General features: G+C 33.2%; 10 protein-coding genes. 1 reads left to right on the plus strand and 9 read right to left on the minus strand.

From position 1 onward, the window contains the following. Nucleotides 1-11: 11 nt before the first annotated feature. The 4 genes from AC1Q7L_RS18585 to AC1Q7L_RS18600 all read right to left on the minus strand — a co-directional run bounded on the left by AC1Q7L_RS18585 (nt 12) and on the right by AC1Q7L_RS18600 (nt 4,468). A complete protein-coding gene (locus tag AC1Q7L_RS18585) occupies nt 12-3,092 on the minus strand; it encodes a hypothetical protein (RefSeq protein ID WP_492307417.1) in 3,081 nt (1,026 codons plus the stop codon). A 324-nt stretch (nt 3,093-3,416) separates the two neighbouring features. Continuing rightward, a complete protein-coding gene (locus AC1Q7L_RS18590; RefSeq protein WP_492307416.1) occupies nt 3,417-3,797 on the minus strand; it encodes a hypothetical protein in 381 nt (126 codons plus the stop codon). A 60-nt stretch (nt 3,798-3,857) separates the two neighbouring features. Continuing rightward, complete coding sequence (locus AC1Q7L_RS18595; protein ID WP_492307415.1) at nt 3,858-4,034, minus strand: hypothetical protein; 177 nt, start codon at nt 4,032-4,034, stop codon at nt 3,858-3,860. 275 nt (nt 4,035-4,309) lie between these two features. Further along, on the minus strand, nt 4,310-4,468 hold the full coding sequence (locus AC1Q7L_RS18600; RefSeq protein ID WP_492307414.1) for a hypothetical protein: 159 nt from the start codon (nt 4,466-4,468) through the stop codon (nt 4,310-4,312). An 890-nt stretch (nt 4,469-5,358) separates the two neighbouring features. Here AC1Q7L_RS18600 and AC1Q7L_RS18605 point away from each other — a divergent pair. After that, nucleotides 5,359-6,021: a S24 family peptidase gene (locus AC1Q7L_RS18605; RefSeq protein WP_492307413.1), complete on the plus strand. Its 663-nt coding sequence runs from the start codon at nt 5,359-5,361 to the stop codon at nt 6,019-6,021. Between the two features lie 74 nt (nt 6,022-6,095). Here AC1Q7L_RS18605 and AC1Q7L_RS18610 read toward each other — a convergent pair whose 3' ends face one another. From AC1Q7L_RS18610 to AC1Q7L_RS18630, 5 genes are all read right to left on the minus strand, one after another. Next, nucleotides 6,096-6,956, minus strand: coding sequence for a hypothetical protein (locus AC1Q7L_RS18610; RefSeq protein WP_492307412.1), 861 nt, complete (start codon nt 6,954-6,956; stop codon nt 6,096-6,098). A gap of 173 nt (nt 6,957-7,129) precedes the next feature. Beyond that, a complete protein-coding gene (locus AC1Q7L_RS18615) occupies nt 7,130-10,303 on the minus strand; it encodes a PKD domain-containing protein (RefSeq protein WP_492307411.1) in 3,174 nt (1,057 codons plus the stop codon). Nucleotides 10,304-10,386: 83 nt separating this feature from the next. Then, on the minus strand, nt 10,387-13,266 hold the full coding sequence (locus AC1Q7L_RS18620) for a hypothetical protein (RefSeq protein WP_492307410.1): 2,880 nt from the start codon (nt 13,264-13,266) through the stop codon (nt 10,387-10,389). A gap of 13 nt (nt 13,267-13,279) precedes the next feature. Then, nucleotides 13,280-16,087, minus strand: a complete 2,808-nt coding sequence (locus AC1Q7L_RS18625) for a baseplate wedge protein (RefSeq protein ID WP_492307409.1) — start codon at nt 16,085-16,087, stop codon at nt 13,280-13,282. Between the two features lie 25 nt (nt 16,088-16,112). Then, nucleotides 16,113-19,166, minus strand: coding sequence for a baseplate J/gp47 family protein (locus AC1Q7L_RS18630; protein ID WP_492307408.1), 3,054 nt, complete (start codon nt 19,164-19,166; stop codon nt 16,113-16,115). Between the last annotated feature and the right edge of the window lie 3 nt (nt 19,167-19,169).

Below are 19,169 nucleotides of genomic sequence, written 5' to 3' on the forward strand. Positions count from 1 at the left end.
GATACAATAGTTTATGGATATACTTGAGTTGCTGGTGGTATGAAGGAGCCATCTGCTGCAGGTATTTTACCATCAATCACATTTTGAAAAGTAACAGGTTTGGCAGGATCTGTTGCTAAGTAAACTTTTTTTAATGCTGTTGTTTGATTATTATATGCTTTAGCTCCACTCTTTCCTAATATTCCTGATTTTCCATATGCCGTAATAGCATTCCCACTTCCACTTCTCGAAGTATCTAAGATTACTACATCCCCGTCTTTCAAAAAATTAAATGTTTTTTTATTTTTTGAAATGAAGATATAATCAGGATTTGCGATCACATCCGCAACTATATTATCAGGCATTGCGTGACCCGTATATCCATGATATCCACCTGATTTTCTAAATTTCCCAGTAACTCTTACATTTTCAGAGATTTTTAAGGCTTCATCTTTATATCTTACAATTTCCACTAATTTTTCTAAAGAAATATAATCTTTTTTTAAGAGAGCATTTTCCAATTCTTTAACAAAAGCTGGGTCTTTGATATTAACTAGCTGTTCTGATTTTTCAAATACATTTTCTAATAACTTTATTTCTTTCCTACTTAATTTGCTTGCTTTTATTAAGTTCTTAGCTTCTAATCTCAATAAAAAATTTTCAAAGTTAAGTCCCAAACCTTTAATGGCATAGTATGCAGCTTCAATAGCATGCCCCATAGAGGGTAATCCACCTACAAACACATTCGTATATTGCATACTAAGTTTTGCCGCATTAGAAAAATTAGCTTGCGCTTCAGCACTTTTTACAATGTTTTCGCTTATTTTTCCATCAAGGTCTTTTATTTTTGCTAAATCCTTTTTGAGCTTATCTATTGCCCTTGTAGCATCTTCGGCATCATTAAAGGCTTTAGTTGCAGCAGCTATGGGTTCAGCAGCTTTAAAGGCACTTCTGAGAGCCGCTGCATCTACCACCGCACCAGCTATGGCTAATACTACCCAAAGTAGACTGGGGTCGTCGCTCAATACACCTGCGTTGTAACCATCTTTTTCGGTTTTGTACGTTTCTATAGTCTCATATATAGTATAGGCACTTAAGGCAAAGTTGGCACCTAGAGCTACCAATGCTAAAGTACCTGTACCCGCTGACGCTATTGTAAGTACTATAGCCCCAAAAGCAATAGCAATATTTTTTACAAATTCTAATTCCTCAATATTTGTTTTTTTGTCTGTCAAGATCTCATCGAGAACAGAACCTTTTACAATACCTTGAGTCTGTTTACAAGTATTGTATAGCAGACCCATTCCATATATTGCTTCTGGATCTTCGGTTATTTTGTCCTCTATATTACTTATGCTCGCTTGTTTTTCTTCAATATATACTTTCAAGAATTTATAGAGGCTGGCCGTATCAGAAATGGTAGCAAATTCAGCTTTGTCAAACTGTTTTTCTTTTACTAAGTCATGTGGTATTGTATTTACTAAAGAATCAGCTTTATTTATTTTTTGTTGTCCCCGCTCTAGTTTTTGATAATCTACATCTACGTCAAAGGCTTCGCCGTTTCTTCGATATTTTGTTGCGCCTGCTTTTTCGGTTTTGCCTGTATTATATAAATGGGCAGCTCCTGTGCCTTTGATTTGGTTTAGCAATTGTTGCAAATAGGCAGTGTTTTCAAGCTTGTTTTTTTCTTCAAACAAGATGTGCTTATATTTTTGCAGTTGTTCTATAGCGGTATGCAAAGCTTCTTTTTCAAAAGCAGCTTCATAGTCGTGTATCAATTTTTCAAACTCTGCTATACCTCCTTTGTAACCCGCCTTTTCTAAGGCAGTAGTAAGAATTTCTTCTTTGTCTGTCATTATAATAGTACTAGCCAAAGCAATACCCATATCGTTAGACTGTGTATTACTACTCGTAGTACTTATAGTAGTAGTCATAGCAGTATTTCGGCTAGATGATTTTATCCACTCTGCATAATCCTTGTATAACTTGTATAATTCTTTGAAACTAGCCGTAGAGAGTTGTTTTTCGAGAGCATTTCTTTGTTTATGTTGAGTTTCTCGGTCAGCTTTACTTTGCTTGTATTGTCGTATGGAGGCTTTAAAGTCTTCTAAACTCATTGCACTTTCGCTAACTTTACTTGCATAATCTAACATTTCGAGTACTGTAAGATGGTCAAATATATACTGCGCTAAAGCCAGTTTTTCTTCTGGCGTTATTAGATTTCCTTTCTTAGATTCTCGAATAAGTTTTTTTACACTTTGCGGAAAACTATCAAACTCTTCTTGTAATTCTTCTACCGATTTTTTGGACTTGCCTGTACCATTTTCATTACCCATACTTCCTTCTTGAACAGCACTTTTCTCATCTACTTTGTATTCCTGTTTACTTGGCGTATGCTTAATTTCACCTCCTTTTTCAAGTAATTTGGGTATTCCTTCAAAGTTCCCCTCAAGTGTTACACTTTTTGGTTTATCTTTGGGTAATACTTGATCAGACTCATTGAGGACCTTGGTAATAAATCTGAGGAATTGGTTTTCATCTTTAATGATCGAACCATCATAGTCGGTTTGGTTGCTATGAAAATCGATGATGTAATAACCATCTTTTCGATATACAATAGGTGGTCTAAATTTGCCTCCTCCATCTCCACCTGATTGAAGTATCAATTCAGACACGACCTCTTGACTTTCAACTTTGCTTTTAGTTGTCTCATCCTGTGAAGTTTTAGGCAGAGAAGTTCCCGATTTATGATCATTATAATCTTGTACCTGATTTACATTTTTGGTTGACATATAATCTTTTTCAGCCTTTTTGGTGTCGGGATGGTTGACATCACCGGTTTGTTTAAGGCTTTCCTGAAATCTGCCATACATTATCTCTGAACCCTGATCATAAATAGTTTGAGTCATTGGATTATTACCATTTCGACCGACCAAATTATTATTAGGATTTCCTGATCCGGTCACAACATTCGGACTACCCGATTTTTGCATTTGTGTACCTGCCACCTCTGCCTCAGATTGATGAACAACCACAGGTTCTTTCTGCTTTTGCTTCTGGCTTTGTCTTTGGTGGGCTTTATTGTCTTTTTCTACAGGTTTTGCTGCTTTCATTGACTTGGTGTTTTTTAATTACATATTATTTTAAAAAGTATACAAAGCGCAACTCATATTGTTGCGCTTTTATACATACCTGTTGAAGTGAAAAATCATATCCGTGTAGGGTAGATTTTTTTTAAAGAATTTTGAGTAATTAGAAGTGGTTCTTCAACTTGGTGATGAGAAACAGGTAATGCTGAGCCACTTATATTTTTTGCTTTCTTATTTTTGAGTTTTCAGGTTTTCATATTCAAAATTCACTCTTTTTCAGGAGAATTATCTGTTTTTTAAGCGATGGATTCCGTAGTTGCAGTGAAGAGTTTTTCATTACTTAATTGTCTATTGAAGCACATCGTCTTTCTCCTCTTCTGCTTCATCAGTTGGTCTATTAGTTTTTACCCCATATTTGTTTTCAATAAAAAGATTCACTGCTTTATCAATCCAATTAGGCAGATTTGTAGTGATCATTTTCAAGAATTTATCATAGCCGTAGCCAAGTACAAATAATACTCCTGTTGAATACCATTTGTCGTGCAATTCGGCTCTATTCATTAAATAACTCATTGTAAAACCAACAATTACGACTATTGCCAATGTGATAAAATGTTCCCATGGTTGTTTTTTCTCCTTATTTTGTATTGAAACTAGTACCCTCAATAATCCTCCTGAAAAAGCAATTGCAGTTCCGATTAATAGGGCTTTTATACTATCCAAATTCATTCTTTCCTATATATTTATTTATTAAAAATTTTGATTTTTCCATAGCTTTTAAATGTTTAATTATTCTTGAGCCAGTATGTACATATCGTCTAAAAATCTTTTGCTTTTCTGAATATTTCCCTTTTCATTTCCATAGGCTAATTCATCGATAATAGCACTGATGTCTTTGCTAGACTTTTGCAATTTTTCTTTCTTTTCTTTCTTCTTTTTATTTTTTTTCTTTTCTTTTTTTTTCATGGTTTCTAAGTTTTATTAAATGAACAATTGATTTTTCTATCTTTTAAAATTGATTCCTCTAACAATCTAAGGTCAAACGGCTTCTTTTTCAGGTTTATGTTTCACCTAAAACAATAGAACTAAAAAGCAAAAACCGTTTTTCACCTTAGTATTTTATGTATAAATTTAAATTTGAAAAAGATGTTAGGACAACCTCTTTAATTAATATGATGCACGGGTTAGTTATTGGAGGTATTGTAAATCCAAAAACTGAACTTTGTTTTACTGTTTACAAACTAACTTTGAAGAAGAATGTTATATATTGTTCTTTCAGACAAAAACAACATTTCTGTTAGCTCTGTTACAATCACTTTCATCTGTTTATCCTGATTACGTTTTACATAATCAATGACAAAATCCTTTCTTTTCTCTACTAATTCTTTACTACGTTTCATTTTGTGGTTTAAAAGTTTTTTTATGGTTAAAAGTTTATTTTTAGATTAGACAAGCTTTCATATTTTTTTAATTTTTATTGTTTAAATAAGTCGATAAGAAACCTTAAAGGCCTGCTTAAAGCCTTTAAACGGATGTCTAATTAGATTATTTAATTTTGATTTTTTTCAGAAGTCGATATCAGGTATTTTCTAATAGAAATAATACCCAACTTCTTTCTTCTAAATTGTACTTTTTAGTAAATGATTCTATTGATCCTTATAAGAAATCTATGTTTTATAAACAATCATATAGCTAGCATTCACTTTCGTAACTTATTGTAAAAGAACACAATATTATATTTTACTTTTAAATTATCTTTAAAAATAAGTGAGGTTATTTCACAAAATTTGTTTTCTCTTTAGGATGTAGTAACAATCTTACTGATAGCTATAATTAATCGATATTTTATATGCTAAACAGTAGTGCTAGTCTACATTTTTTGGTTTATTTTTTATTCTTAAAAAAAATAAACGCATTTTTTTCATTAATCAGATCGCTAAACATGCACAAAAAGCTATAATATTTAAATAAAAAGCGCAATTTTAACATTTTTTTAGATTAAAAAATTTATTTCGTTTTAAATAACACTGGATAAAAACAAAATAAATAAAATCTAATTACAAAACCCATTAAGCACAAAAATACAAGTTAACTTTTTGATTACAAGGATTAAAGTAATTCAAGCAAAGCATTTAAATATTAAAATAATATTAAATTTTAAATATAATTTTGTACATTTGTAGCGTTACATCTTAACAACAATACAAATATACGAACAATGTTCGTATTATTAAAAATAAATGCGAATATTTTTCATTTATTTTCGTAAAATAACTATAAACATATCAAAATGAACTATTTAGAATTCAAAGAAATCCGAAAGAAACTAAAAATGAAGCAGGCTGATATAGCAAAATCTATAGGTGTTGGTACCAGAGCCGTACAATATTGGGAAAAAGGCGAACGAAAAATACCAGAAACAACCGCTTATTTTGTAACCAATTTACTGGAAGAACAAGAAAAGAAACAGAATGACAGCGCATCTCCTGTTGTTTTTTCAGATTTAAAAATCATGAATGTTCCGCTTGCCAATCAATACGCACAAGCCGGCTATTTACATAATTTTGCAGATGAAGAATATATAGAAAGCCTACCAACGATTCCTTTTACTGACGATATAGAACACCGAGGAGAATACATGTGCTTTGAAGTAAAAGGTGACAGCATGGACAATGGCTCCTACGAAAGCTACCTGGAAGGTGACATTATTTTATGCAGAAACATCAGACAAGATTATTGGATGAGTAAGCTACATTATGATAAATGGGATTTTGTAATCGTTCACAAAGAGAAAGGAATTTTGGTAAAACGAATCGTCAACCACGATGTTGAGAGAGGCGTTATCACTCTTCATTCTCTAAACGAATACTACGATGATTTTGAAATCCACCTGGAAGATGTTGCTAAACTTTTTAATATTATAAGTACAAGACGTAAAAACAATAGAAGATAATAAAAAAACTGCTTGACTGAAATAAAATCCTCAAAAATTGAGGATTTTATTAAAGGTTTTTCGGATAAGTAATGTTAGGATGTTGAACAATCAAAACCATCTACAGTATCTAATATTTCACCTTTTTCCGGGTCTACAACATAAACCACATTTGGGGTAACACTTGAGAACCTTATCCATCTGATTCCATAATTTTTGAATCTAATGTCCACACTTTGATCAAGATCTTTTATATTATCCGGTATTGCAAGTTTGCCATTAGTTAAATAAATTAAACTTCCAATATTCGGTGTAGATGTATTTAGAGTTACTTTTGTCTTCCAAGCGTAACCTCCTGTCCCAAAGCAAATATCTCTATCTAGATCATCATAATTAGCCAAACAATTAGCATCTAAAACTTTTTGACTACTCCATTTTCCAGATGTAAACTTAACTACGTCCGACCAACCTGACACTTCAGATGTAGAGCAATGTTTTCTTGCTCTGACATGATAAGCAGTATTCTGCTCAATAGTTCCATCATTCATTTCAATATATTCAGTAGCCGTGTAGTCATTTCCCATAATGACCCTAAAATGAACAATATTATTAAATTGGCTATCTGTTGCTATTTGATATTCTGCCGCATAAAGATTATTGTTGTCTACTATATAGTCCATAATGATTTGATCATTCGTTCCAAAATAGACATCCTCAATAGACGGAGTTTTACAAGACGTGAGATTACAGTTGTCTACCTGAAAAGTAACTATTTTCTGATCAGTAGCTCCATTTATATCTAATGTTAGAGTCAACTCATAGTCATCAGCAAATTGAACACCTTCAAGAATCACTTCATCCCCACTCGAGGGAAAGACATTTTTAGTATATTCAATAAATGAACCTGAGGAATCTTTGATCTTATAGTGCGCAGTTGAAGATGTAATAGGCACCAAAGGAGCATAATCATAATCTACCTTACATGCAACTTTGCATTTTGCTGCTTCCATTATATTATTTTTTTTATTTTATTAATTAATTGATGTATAAGGGATGATTGTTTAATTTATAAATCATCCCCTTACAATATGTATCACACAAAATTTTAATTAGCCTTAAGAATATACATTTACGAAGAATATACATTTACGGACAATATATCAGATTTAGCAAAAACTCCACTGTCAACATCCAAAGCTGTAAATTGAAATTCATAATTCTCAACCACTAAATCCTCAACTTGAAGATCAAGTGTATTCGCTCCAGTAAGCTTTACTACCGGACCTTTCAATTGTTCCCATGAATAGATAAGTGATGATGATCCTTGAGCCTCTCCGTTTAATTTAAAAATACCCTCCTTTAATGCAGCTCTTGTAGGTCCCGTTGCTTTAGCAGTAACAGTAGGAATGGGATATTGGCAACAATTTGCATCTGAGAACCTGATGTCTTTTATTACAACAGAAGGCACAATAGGAGCATCATACCAATCTCTTATAAATATTTCCTCAAAACAACCATTGTTACTTACTTTCACTTTTATTATCGGAATATTTTCAGGATCCAAGTTGTAGAGCTTATGACTAGCATTCCCAACAGAATCCGGATATATTGAAACCTGACTACCATAATTCCCAAAATCACAACTGTAGTTATAATTCGTGAAATCTTGTCCACTTGGAGAAGAAACTATAAAATGCACTACTGTTTCATTGGAACCCGCGCCTGGATAATCAACGTGGTCAACTTTGACTAGAACATCCGGCTGCGTAATAACTTTAATACTGCAGTTGGTTGGTTGTCCGTTTACCGTAAAAGTAATAACCTGACCATGTAAACTCTTATCTACCGCTTGCGGGTCAAAAAAGTATTGTCCTCCGATTAATTTTACACCTTCACCGATACTTGCTTTTACAATTCCATCCACAGGAGAAACTTTAAAAGGTATGCGAGCAGCTCCGGAGCAAATAATATTATCTACAGCAGCCGGCAAACTTAATTCAACAGGAGCATCATACCAACCTCTTATAACTACGGTTTGAAAACATCCGTTACCATCCACATTTACTCTTATCACTGGAATTTTTTTGGGATCCAGATTATAGAATGTATAACTAGCCTTTCCGTTTGTATCTGGGTTTAGAGGAATCAAACCACCATCATCCCAAAAGTCCCAGTTATAAGTATAGTCTGTAAAGTTTTGTCCGTTTTGTGCGGAAACTAGAAAGTTTACTGTTGTTGCCGTTGAAGTACCACTTGGATAATCAACAGAAGTAACCACTATACTTACATTCGGTTGTGGAATGACTTTGATAATACAAGTGGTTGGTTTTCCATTTACGGTAAAGGCAATGTCGTGACCATGTAATTCGAGACTTACTAATTGGGGATTAAAGAAATATTGTCCATTGATTAATTCTACACCTTCATTAAACCCTGTCTCAACAGCTTCTACAACTCCATTGAGAGGAAATACCGTAAAAGGTATATGATCAGATTTAGCACAAATAACAGTATTTGGTAAACTTAATTTAGTTTCAATTTTTGGTGTACAACATATGTATGGAAGTGAAAAATCTGCAAAAACCTTTGGGTTTTCTAATGATTCATAAACAATAACAAAGGTACCTCCTCGTTCAACTCCACGTTTATGTTCTAATCCCGGATGCTTTTCTACATACTCATTGAAATAAGCTTTTGACAAGTCTTTATTATCCAGCAATTCGGTTAAAGACAAAAGCATAATATCAAATCCTAGTTGCTGCTCATCTTTGATTTTCTTTATTTGTTCAAAGGCCATTTGGTAATCCATGCCCTGATGTCCTTCTATATTATAAAACGAATTTTTATCTATATTAAAATTTAAAGAATCATCTTGTATCTGTGTATTTGGGGTAAAGAAATTGATACCATATCCTAAATTATCTCCAAATGATCGGTTACTCGTTTTATCAAAATTCCAATTTTTCAAAAGTTCTTTTGTAATCTGGTAATAGAAAGGAATCGCTTTATTACTAAGAGGATTTAGTTTTTGGGATGGAGTAATTTTAATTTGCGCCTCATCTTCAAAACTACTGGAATATCTAAAATTCTGTGCCTGTTGATGAAAGCGATTAATTAATGCTTTAACTCTTTCTGTTGTTTTTTCATCATCTAAAACAGGCGAATTATAAAACTTATGTCTTGAGGAATCTAATTGGGTATCCGATACTAATTTTCCCAACATGATGTGTTTAGGAAAAGAATTCAAATCCGGAAAGCCTTTAGTAAAAGATTTAGGAAGTAATTTTATAATTTCAAAATAGGTATCCATTAAATCTTTTACGACATCATAAGCATACTGAAAACCTATTGTCTGATTAAGACAATATTCTAATGTACTTTTAAAGCCCTGATGCCCAACAACTGTAAGTCCCATTATTTCAGAGATTGCATTGATTCTTTCAAAAACAATCTCACCATAATTATTTTTTTCTAAAGCAGCAGAGTACAAATCTTTTAACTCATAAGAAGAAAATTTTGCATCAACTCCTTTGTCTAAAATAAGTCGTTCTACAATAACTCGTTCTTGTTTTTCAGCTCTCAATACATCTTCTATAAATAAAGGATGAGGCTGAATACGATCTTTTCTATTTGGCGTAATACTACCATCAATAGGATCCGGTAGAGGCAGAACACTATCATCTCCAAGAATATTAATGATTCCCTGTTCTGTAGTAACTAATACTTTAAGATTTCGAATTTGTTGGATTCCATGATTATCACAGTCAACTCCTCTACAAGGTTTAACTTCTTTTTCATAATCCTCCAGATACAGAAGTAAGTATTTATCTTCTAAATTTGAAAGATTATTAACAGACTGAAAATCAGAATTTGCTTCCTGAGCTGTTGCTAATTCCCAAAGCTCAATCTGTTTTTTGTCATCATCATAAAATGACGGATATTTTACCTTAAAATTATCATACACTTTAAAATGTGTATAGTTTTTATTTTCTATGTTAATGGTTTTCAGGTCACTTACATATAAATCTTGACTCACCGCACTTGTATTATTCAAGGTTAGCAAATCTCCGTCGGTTGTTAGCGCTGCTCCCTGAGAAAGCTGTATACCGCTCAATCGCTTATCTGTATAAATAAGATTTGGTTTGAGACCACATACAACACCTACTCCCTGCAGCATTACTCTAGATAAACGGTCCTGATCTTCAAAAAAATCTAAAAACTCATTGAACTGGGTATGCTCTATATATTGTCCTTTGCTGAATTTGCGGTATTGAGTTGATATATTACTTAATTGATTATTCATTATTGTTAATTTTTTAATGATTTATTAAGGTCATTAATAAACTTCTTAGACAGAAAAATCTGTCTAAGAAAGTTATTTTATTATTATTTTCGAGGACAAATACCTCTCACACTCCACGCTGTATTCTTCAAAGGTGCATATACGGTAACTTTAGCAAACCTTGGTAAAGCAGAGGTTTTATTAAAGGTTAATGTACCTGCTCCATTCGATGGGTTGGCAGTATGAATGTCAGCCGGATTAACTCCTGCAGCTATTAATGAACTATTAAGAGTACTCAATCCAACGAAACCGCTATCGATCCTTTGACCATTCCATTCAATAACAAATCGGTCTGGTACGCTAACTGCATCATAATTAATACCCGCATATCCTGTATCTGTTCCAAAATCTATATTATATTCGTATGTACCAGCACTTCCACTATAATTAAAGTTTTCACTACAAGACACCAGTTTTAAACCACTTAATTCAACATCTATAGCGACTTGTGTGCTACAACCTGTACTTTCAGAAATAACATTAAGTGTTGTATGATACGTCGTATTTTCATTTGGAATTATGGAGAATACGTGCGCAACCAATCCACTAGTATTAGGAACTGCATTATCTGTAGTATTATCACCATAGCTCCATTGGTAAGCTGTGATAGGACTTGAACCGTTGTTTACTACCTTGAAATAAACTGTAGCTTCATTACTAGTATAATCATAAACAGGTGAATCCATTGTTAAAGTTATACTTGGTTGAGGATGTACAATCATTTGTACTTCTACAGGATCATCATTAACAGTAAAGGTAATTGTCTGTCCAAGATAAGCTGAATTAACTAAACTAGGATCAAATAAGTTCTGACCTGCAGACTGTGTAATTACAGGTATTTGAGTATTATTTACAAATGCTTTCACTTCCCCATTCACCGGTACAATTGTCATTTCAATTGGAATATCTTTCTGACACAGTTTGCTTTTTGGTAATGACAAGAATACAGGATCCTTTTTAGAACAACATAAGTAAGGCAATGAGAAATCCGCAAGAACCTGATTGTCTGTTTCATTTTCGTAAATTAAAACAAAAGTCCCGCCCGGTTCTACTCCAGCTACATGCTCTAACCCTGATTTTCTTTCTAAAAATTCGCTTAAAAGCTCGCTTACAACGTCGTCTTTTTTAGGATCTTGTTTTACAACAGTAACTTCTGACGATCCTTCTTTTGCGAATTCAGCCTGGTTTAACAATCTTAACTTTTCATCTAACTTAGAGATGTTTAGTAAAGTATTTTGTGAGTCATCTTTTTTGTTACTAATATCACTGGAAATTGACACCAATTGTTTTCTTAAATCATCAATTGACACTGTTTTTTCTCTTGGCACATCGCCACCAGTTTTTTCACCTTTCTGTAAAACCAACGCAATGACATCAAAAGCTAATCCATATTTTGCTTTAAGATCATTAATATTTTGTAGCGCCGTTTTATAAGGCAATCCTAAATGGCCTTCAATTCTATAGAAATCATTATTGTCAATATTATAATTCAATGGATCTTGAACAAAACCTTCACCAGCCAAATTGGTTGTATGATAACTTAAATTATAGGTTTCTCTATCGGTTTTTGTTTTTTCAAAGTTCCATTGAGTCAATAATGGCTTATCTACATTGTAGTAATATGGGATTGCTTTATCACCCAATCTTACATAAAGATTAGAAGGAGTAATTTTAATAGGTCCAACATATGATTGAAACCCATTTAGTTTTTGTACAAAACGATTGGCAAGCATTATTACTTTTTCGTAATTCTCATCATCATTTGTCGTGATAGGCGAATTATAAAAACTGTGACGGAAAGGCGCATATTTTCCTAATTCCAGTGTTGTTCCAACCGTTCCCAACATAAGGTGTTTCGGGAATGAAGTAATTCCTGGGCAACATTCAACATCTAGATGTAATACTAGCCCTTTAATTTCATTATAAGTATCAACTAAATCTTTTAATAAATCATATCGATATTGATAATCTTCTACCCTTGTTGCCTGCGGAAGCAATAGAGAAGTCAATTTATCAGCAAGTGACTGCCCGCCAAGGTTTACACTCACATTAAAAGTACTTGCAATTGCACTAAAACCATTGCTTAAGTCTGCAACCGCATCACTAGCATCCCTAAATTTTTCTCTTAACTTCTTCGCCGAAGTAATATCAGCATTCAGAATAACTCTTTTTGCCTCTATTTTAGGTAAATGATCAAAAAGTTCTTCATAAGCATTGTGAGCCTTATAAATAGTATCTTTTGCATCGCCTCTCGCAATAAGAGCTGAAACAGATGCCGAATCTGCTAAAAGTACTTTAAGATTAGACACTTGCTCTGCTCCGGTGTTGTCACAATCGGCATCTTCACAAGGTGATTCATCGTTTGAGTAACTTTCTAAATACAGAAGTATAATTTTATCATTTATATTGCTGAGGTCGCTTACCGGTTTATAATCTGCGATATTAGCACCTGCATCTTTTAATTCCTTTTCCGTAAACAATTCTAAAAGAGGAATTTGACTCCCTCCAATACGAAAATATTGGTATTCTAACTTATCAGAATAATTTTTATAATATCTGTAATTTTTAGCTTCGAAGTCTATAGTAACTTCGGAAGGATTATCTCCTTTTTGGCGTAACGTTATTAAGTCTCCGTCTGTGGTAACCCCAACGCCTTGCGTAATCATGATGGTCTGAAGGGGATTTTCAAGATCTACATCTCCAGGTCTGGATTCTATTCCTCTCGAATTTTCTGGCTGTAAGATAAAATCTACGTACTCAGATCTAAAACCACATACTACTCCTACTCCACTCAGACGGGTTCTTGATAGCCTGTCCTGATCTTCAAAATAGTCTATAAATTCGTTTAATTGCCCTTCTGTTAACGCTTGATTTTCGTTGAACTTTCTATATTGGGTTGTTACATTATCTAATTTAGCATTCATTGTTTTTCAATTTTTATATGTTTGATTGTCCTAAAATTATTTTTCCGTCTAGGCCGTCATTATCATCTATTGCACAGTCTAAAAGTCTTCCCGGTCGATAAATATTATTTAAATTAGTAAGAGCGATCAGTAAATCCTGAATGCTGTTTCCTAAATTAGCCGTATTGTTTTTCGATTTATCTGAAAGATATTTTTTAAACGCAACTTCAAATTCAGACAAGTCGTTTTGAGCATCTTGCTTTTCGCTCAATCGGTCTCCAACCCAACAAATTTTCGCTAAAACATGAGCCGGAATTTCCTGCCTGATAACTGTTTCGGCATAGCGTCTGAAATCAGGATCCTGGAAACGATAAGCAAAGCCAGGAAGAACAACGCTTACACGGTAAGAGTAGGGATCAAAAACATCTGTTTCGCAATCTTCTTCACAAGAAGACATGAGGGCTTCAGAATACTTTACTGGGTCGGTTATAGAATAATCTGCTTCAATGTCAAATGATATTCTAAAAGTTGCTCCAATCTCCATACAGCCGATACCACCCATGAGTTTATAATCTTTAGCTGTTGGTTTTAATAATAAATGCTCAATAAGGAAAATACCCTCTTCTGTAAAATCATATTTAAAATACTTCATCGTCTCCCTAATCCCGATTTTCAATGTGTTTAAATCCGGATAAGGATTGGTCTTTTTATGAGTAGCCATAACATTTTGCTCCTTGGTATCATCTACAATGTCAAAATAATAATTACCTCCTCCAGAAAAACGAATTTGTATATTTCCAATTAAATCATACTTATCTTGACCTTCTTCTAATGCTTCTAATGCATTTTCAAGGTCTTCCTGATCTATTTGAATGGTTTGATAAATTGCTTCATTCAAATTTTTGGTTGCAGCATATTCAATTTCGTATGTATTTACAGACGATAAAACAATATTGCTGCTGGTTGCATCTTTTATTTTCCAAGTGTAGCTATATTTACCATCACCGTTTTCAGTTTTAATGATTGAGACTGGCGATTGAGATAAATTTCTTTGAGAGTAATTTTTAATTCCCAACAAACGGGCAATTCTTTTCTGTGCACCAGAAATATTATTTGTATTCCAATTATCTGAATCTCCAATTAATGTGTAATCGTAGCCTAATCCTCGATCTTTACTTAATGATTGATACTCGCTTAGGAAGTTTTCTTTGTTACTTAGAACAATTTCATCGGCAGATTTCCCGTACAATGATTTCATTAAGAACGTATAATCGCTAAATGTTTCAGCAAAACGAGAAATCAAATGATCTAAAACTTCATTTCGGCGTTCTACACTATTATCAAGTTCTTCATACAATGAATCTGTAAGTTTATCATCACTTTCGGTATCATAATTAAAAACCAATTCATCAAAACCTTTAATATTTTTAAGAGCCTGCGTAAAATAAGTTCTTGTTAAATCACCATTTACACTTAATACTTCTTTTACTTTTTCAAGATGCTTAAAGTAGCTGGCAAGGATTTGATCAAAAAACAATAAATAACCTTTCATTTGTTTGGCTAAAGCTTCTCTCTCCGGATTTTGATTTCCTATAATGCCTGATATTCCGACTCCATATGTATCCGGAAATTCATTCAAAATAGTCGCATAGTTTGCGATATCGTATGAAGTTCCTTGCGGTAAAATCAATTCTTTATTTTGTCTGGCGTCCTCTCTAAGTAGTTCTTCTTCTCTTTTAAGAGTTTCTAAATACTCCTGAACTTTTGCCTCATTGATATTTAAAGGAAGCGAACCTTTGCTGTAGCTGAACGAACTTAATTCGCATAGTTCAGGTTTTTTACCTTTTTCAATGCAGATCAGCCAATCGTTTGTTTGTTTGATGACATTATCACAGCCTGCAATAGAAATTTCATGAATTTCTTTAACACCATCAATTTTCATAAGTTCACTGATGATATCCGAAACACGAACTTCTCTTCTTAATTGACTGTTTTTAAGTTCTTCAGTATCAATAAAACCGTTATCTAAAAGTGGTCCTTCAAAAATTTCATCTGTAGTTTGACCTTTATCTAGTAATTGCTTCAGTGAATAAAAATGAACCTCCGGAGCCAGATAATTATTAATCGCTCTTGTCACTTTAGCATGTACAAGCTCTTCATCGGCTTTATTTACAAGTCCGATACGAGCACATACTGCAACTTTTTGGGTTTCGACTTCCTTAATTTCGGCTAAATCTTCACAAAGACTTCTGTTGGTGTGGTAACGGTCTAATATTTTAAGATTGACATTAGATTTTTCGCATTTTCTTCCATTAGTATCCTCAACATCAATATCTTCAGCATAATCTACATAGAGATCATACATTCCTTTTACATCAAAATCTTTTGTCTTATCTCCAATAGGTTTAAAGTCTAGTTTCCCTGTTTTGCAGTCAACATATAACTTTTCGGTTTTAGGAACCAACCAGCAATTACGGATTGGTCTTTGATGACCTGACTTAAAGTTGATATCTATAAACAACTTTCTATAATCAAGCTCGTTCAACGGCCTGGAAGGTAGAATTTCTGTAGCCTGTAGAAACTGTGTATGAATATCTTTCTTTTCGTCTTCAGATGCCAAAATATCTTCCATGTTTAAGTTCATTCTCATACCAAGATCTGTGATGGCATAACTTAAAACTTCCAAAGTGGTAATACCCGGATCATGAGAGTTGTAATCGGTCCAGAGTTTTCCTCCTAACTTTTCTATGTACTCAACACCTGTTTTGCGTAGAAAATGAAAATCTGTCTGATCCTCCGTTTCTATATTTTTTGATATACTAATATGCTTATTTTCTGACATAATTATATTTTCTTCTTATTTGTTATTAAATACATACTTGATCTGCAATAGTAACATTGTGTTGTTTGGCAGATACCAAAATTGATTTTGGATCTACTTCAATTAAAGATTGTGTTTGTAAAACATTATTCACCAATATTTTTATTTCATCAATGTAATCTACATAATACAGTTGCTCTAAGTAGTTAATCATTTGATTTACATTTAGTTTTACATTAAAATCAATATCTTTAGAATCTGTAAAAGCCCAAGGCGATATATATTTTTTAATATCTTCATCTAATTGTTTTAGATAAAATGTTTCGTCGTACTGTTCAAAGAATTTAACCTTTGTATCTACTTTTGCTTCTTTATAATTTGGGTTAATTACTTGAGCGTTAACATGCATCGTATTTAATTCATTCACATAATTTTGAATTTTATTCAGACTTGCTCTACTTACTCTAGGCTGATAGACGTCAAAAGCATTTTTATTTTTAATATTCGGCACCACCATCAAGGTTACATGTCCCGGAGCCATATATGATTTTTCTGAAGTATGATTTAAACATTTTACTTTAAAGACTTCCGGAAATTCCTGTAATACCAAATGCTCGTAATCCCATTGCGTAATGGCTCTGTTTTTATGTCTTAATCTTTCGCTTACACGTCTGTAAAATTCTGTGTCCGCTTCTTTATATTTACCATCGAACGAATTGTAAGGCTGGCTAACCGATTTTACCTGAGGAACTCTGGTGATAAGCTTAGTAATTGTGTTTGCTTCTAATCCGTTATTTAAATGAGATAAATCGTTGTTCTGATTTTGGAATGTTGCCAAAACAGCCTGTGTATAAATTCCCTGAACTTTACAAACCGCATCATAACTTCTTTTTGATTTCGCTCTGATCCAAACCAATCCGTCGGTAAACCTTGTATGGTTGGTGTTGATATCTTTAGGAATGTTGAACTTTACAATACCAGATTCCAGGAATCTTCTGGTTTCATTTTTCAGCATATAATCCGACAGATCAATCCAAGTATTATTTGAAAGAATATTCCATTCTATAAACTCTTTTTCTTCGAAAGTATCAACCAAAGGATTTTCACTTCCTTCCAGCATTTGGATTAATAGAGAAACTGTAGTTTGTGGTAATGCATCCAAACCGATGTATAATTCACCACCATTTTGGTGTACAGGAACAATACTCTTAACTTCAACTTCTTTTTCGTATTGTCCGAATGCATCTTCATGATACAATTGCACTCCTTTACTTTTTGAAGCTTCCCCGTCAGCATCTTTGCTTAAATACGAGTATGCATTTTCCTTGGCGCTGTAATTCAGTTCGATATCTTCAGCAAAAGGAATATAAGGTTCGTTTGGAATAAGTTTTCCTACTTTCGGATCACTTGATAATGCCAGTGTATACAATTTAGGATAAACATCCTGTAATGATGATTGGTTGAATGTTAATCGAATAGACTCACTTGTACCTGATTCATTACTTGTATTATTGATTGAAAACTGAGTTTGATAACCGCCGTCTACTTTTTTAAATACATCAATATCATTAGCTTTTTCGTGCCAAACTTCTTTTTCTAACAATGCAGTATCTGCTTTAAAATAAGCATCAGAATCTACAACTGGCGTTCTTTGTGCCTGAAAATCTGTTAAGCTGATGTTTTGATCGGGTTTAATGACATATCCACTGTACAAATCTTTAATAGATTCCGGAGTATTTTTCCAATTGATGGTGATGTCTGCATTCTGCCATTTTTTGGAAAACATTTCAGGAAATTTGATGTAAAAATTAGATCCTTTAATCGGCTGTGCGGTAAATGGATAGTAAGGTTTTTCAGAATTTAATGCACCGTTGTCATTTTCTATCTGAACAGATTTTACTCCTTTTACATCAACCGATACTTCTATATTTTTTACTAGTTTTTCTGAAAGAGCTTCGTAAATATCGTAGTATTTTTCGCCCTCGATCATAAACCTTACAACAGGGAAATCGGTTTGAAATGTTTCTAGTAACACTTCCTTATCATATTTTACAACTGCCGGGAAGGCTTTAGATAATGTAAAAGAAAGTTCTAATGTTTGCTCTTCGTTTTTAATACATTTTAAAACGATACCCGATAACCATTCTTTTTCACCGCTACAAAGCACTTTGATATTGTTTTCAATATCAGTTTTTGAAAGATTCTGTAATCTTTGAGTCGAATTTTTATTAAAATCTATTCTGAGAGTAATTGTTCTTTCACCTTCTTTTAAATCGAATAATGATGACGCCACCGAAAAACCCAGTTTAGCTTTTGGAAGTTCTTTGTAAATAGATTTCTTTTCTAAGATTGTTTCATCAGAATTATATCCAAATGGCCACCAATAGTTGCTGTTTTCAGGTAATTTATCACCCAAACCGTCAGCAGAATTTGCTGCCGGAGCCATTTTCAGCTCTCTTTTTTCGACATCGTTTAAAAAACTTTTGATCTCAACTACTTTTGCCTGATTGGCAATAAGTTCTTCACCTGTTTTATAAACTCGTTTTTTTCCATTTGCGTCTTTATCACCATCCAGCAATGTACCACTAGGAATTTTTTCCTGAATTGCTTTTTTGGCTAATTCAAAAATCACATAGGCTTTGTCTGATTTGGCATCATTTTTTTCAATTTGGAGGATTTCATTATAATAAAAATCCAAATGCCTTTTCGTTAAATTATTGAAGGCTTTTTTCGAGAAATCTAATAATTTTAAAAAGCAAACAAATAATGTAAGGTGAGGAGTCAGGTTGCTGTCTTGTTCAAACTGGGACATAAGCTCTGTAACCTCTTTTTTCATACTTTTATACTCAACGCTTTCTCTCCTTGGAACAGCATCACCAGTATCATCACCCAAGAAGAAGTTTCCCCAGTTTCCTTGTGGTGTTGTATTATCATCTTTGTCAAAGTAGTTTACACGCTTAGCAAAATTGTTTGCGAATAATAGCCAATCAAACAGATCGAAATCGTGTAATTCAAGATTGCCCGGATCTAATTCTGCTAAAAAGCGCTGCATTTGTGATTTTCCTTCACGATAATGTGAAAATGTATCTGTTTTTTTCATTTG

It is taken from the genome of Chryseobacterium sp. GW823-FHT05E08, assembly GCF_058795655.1.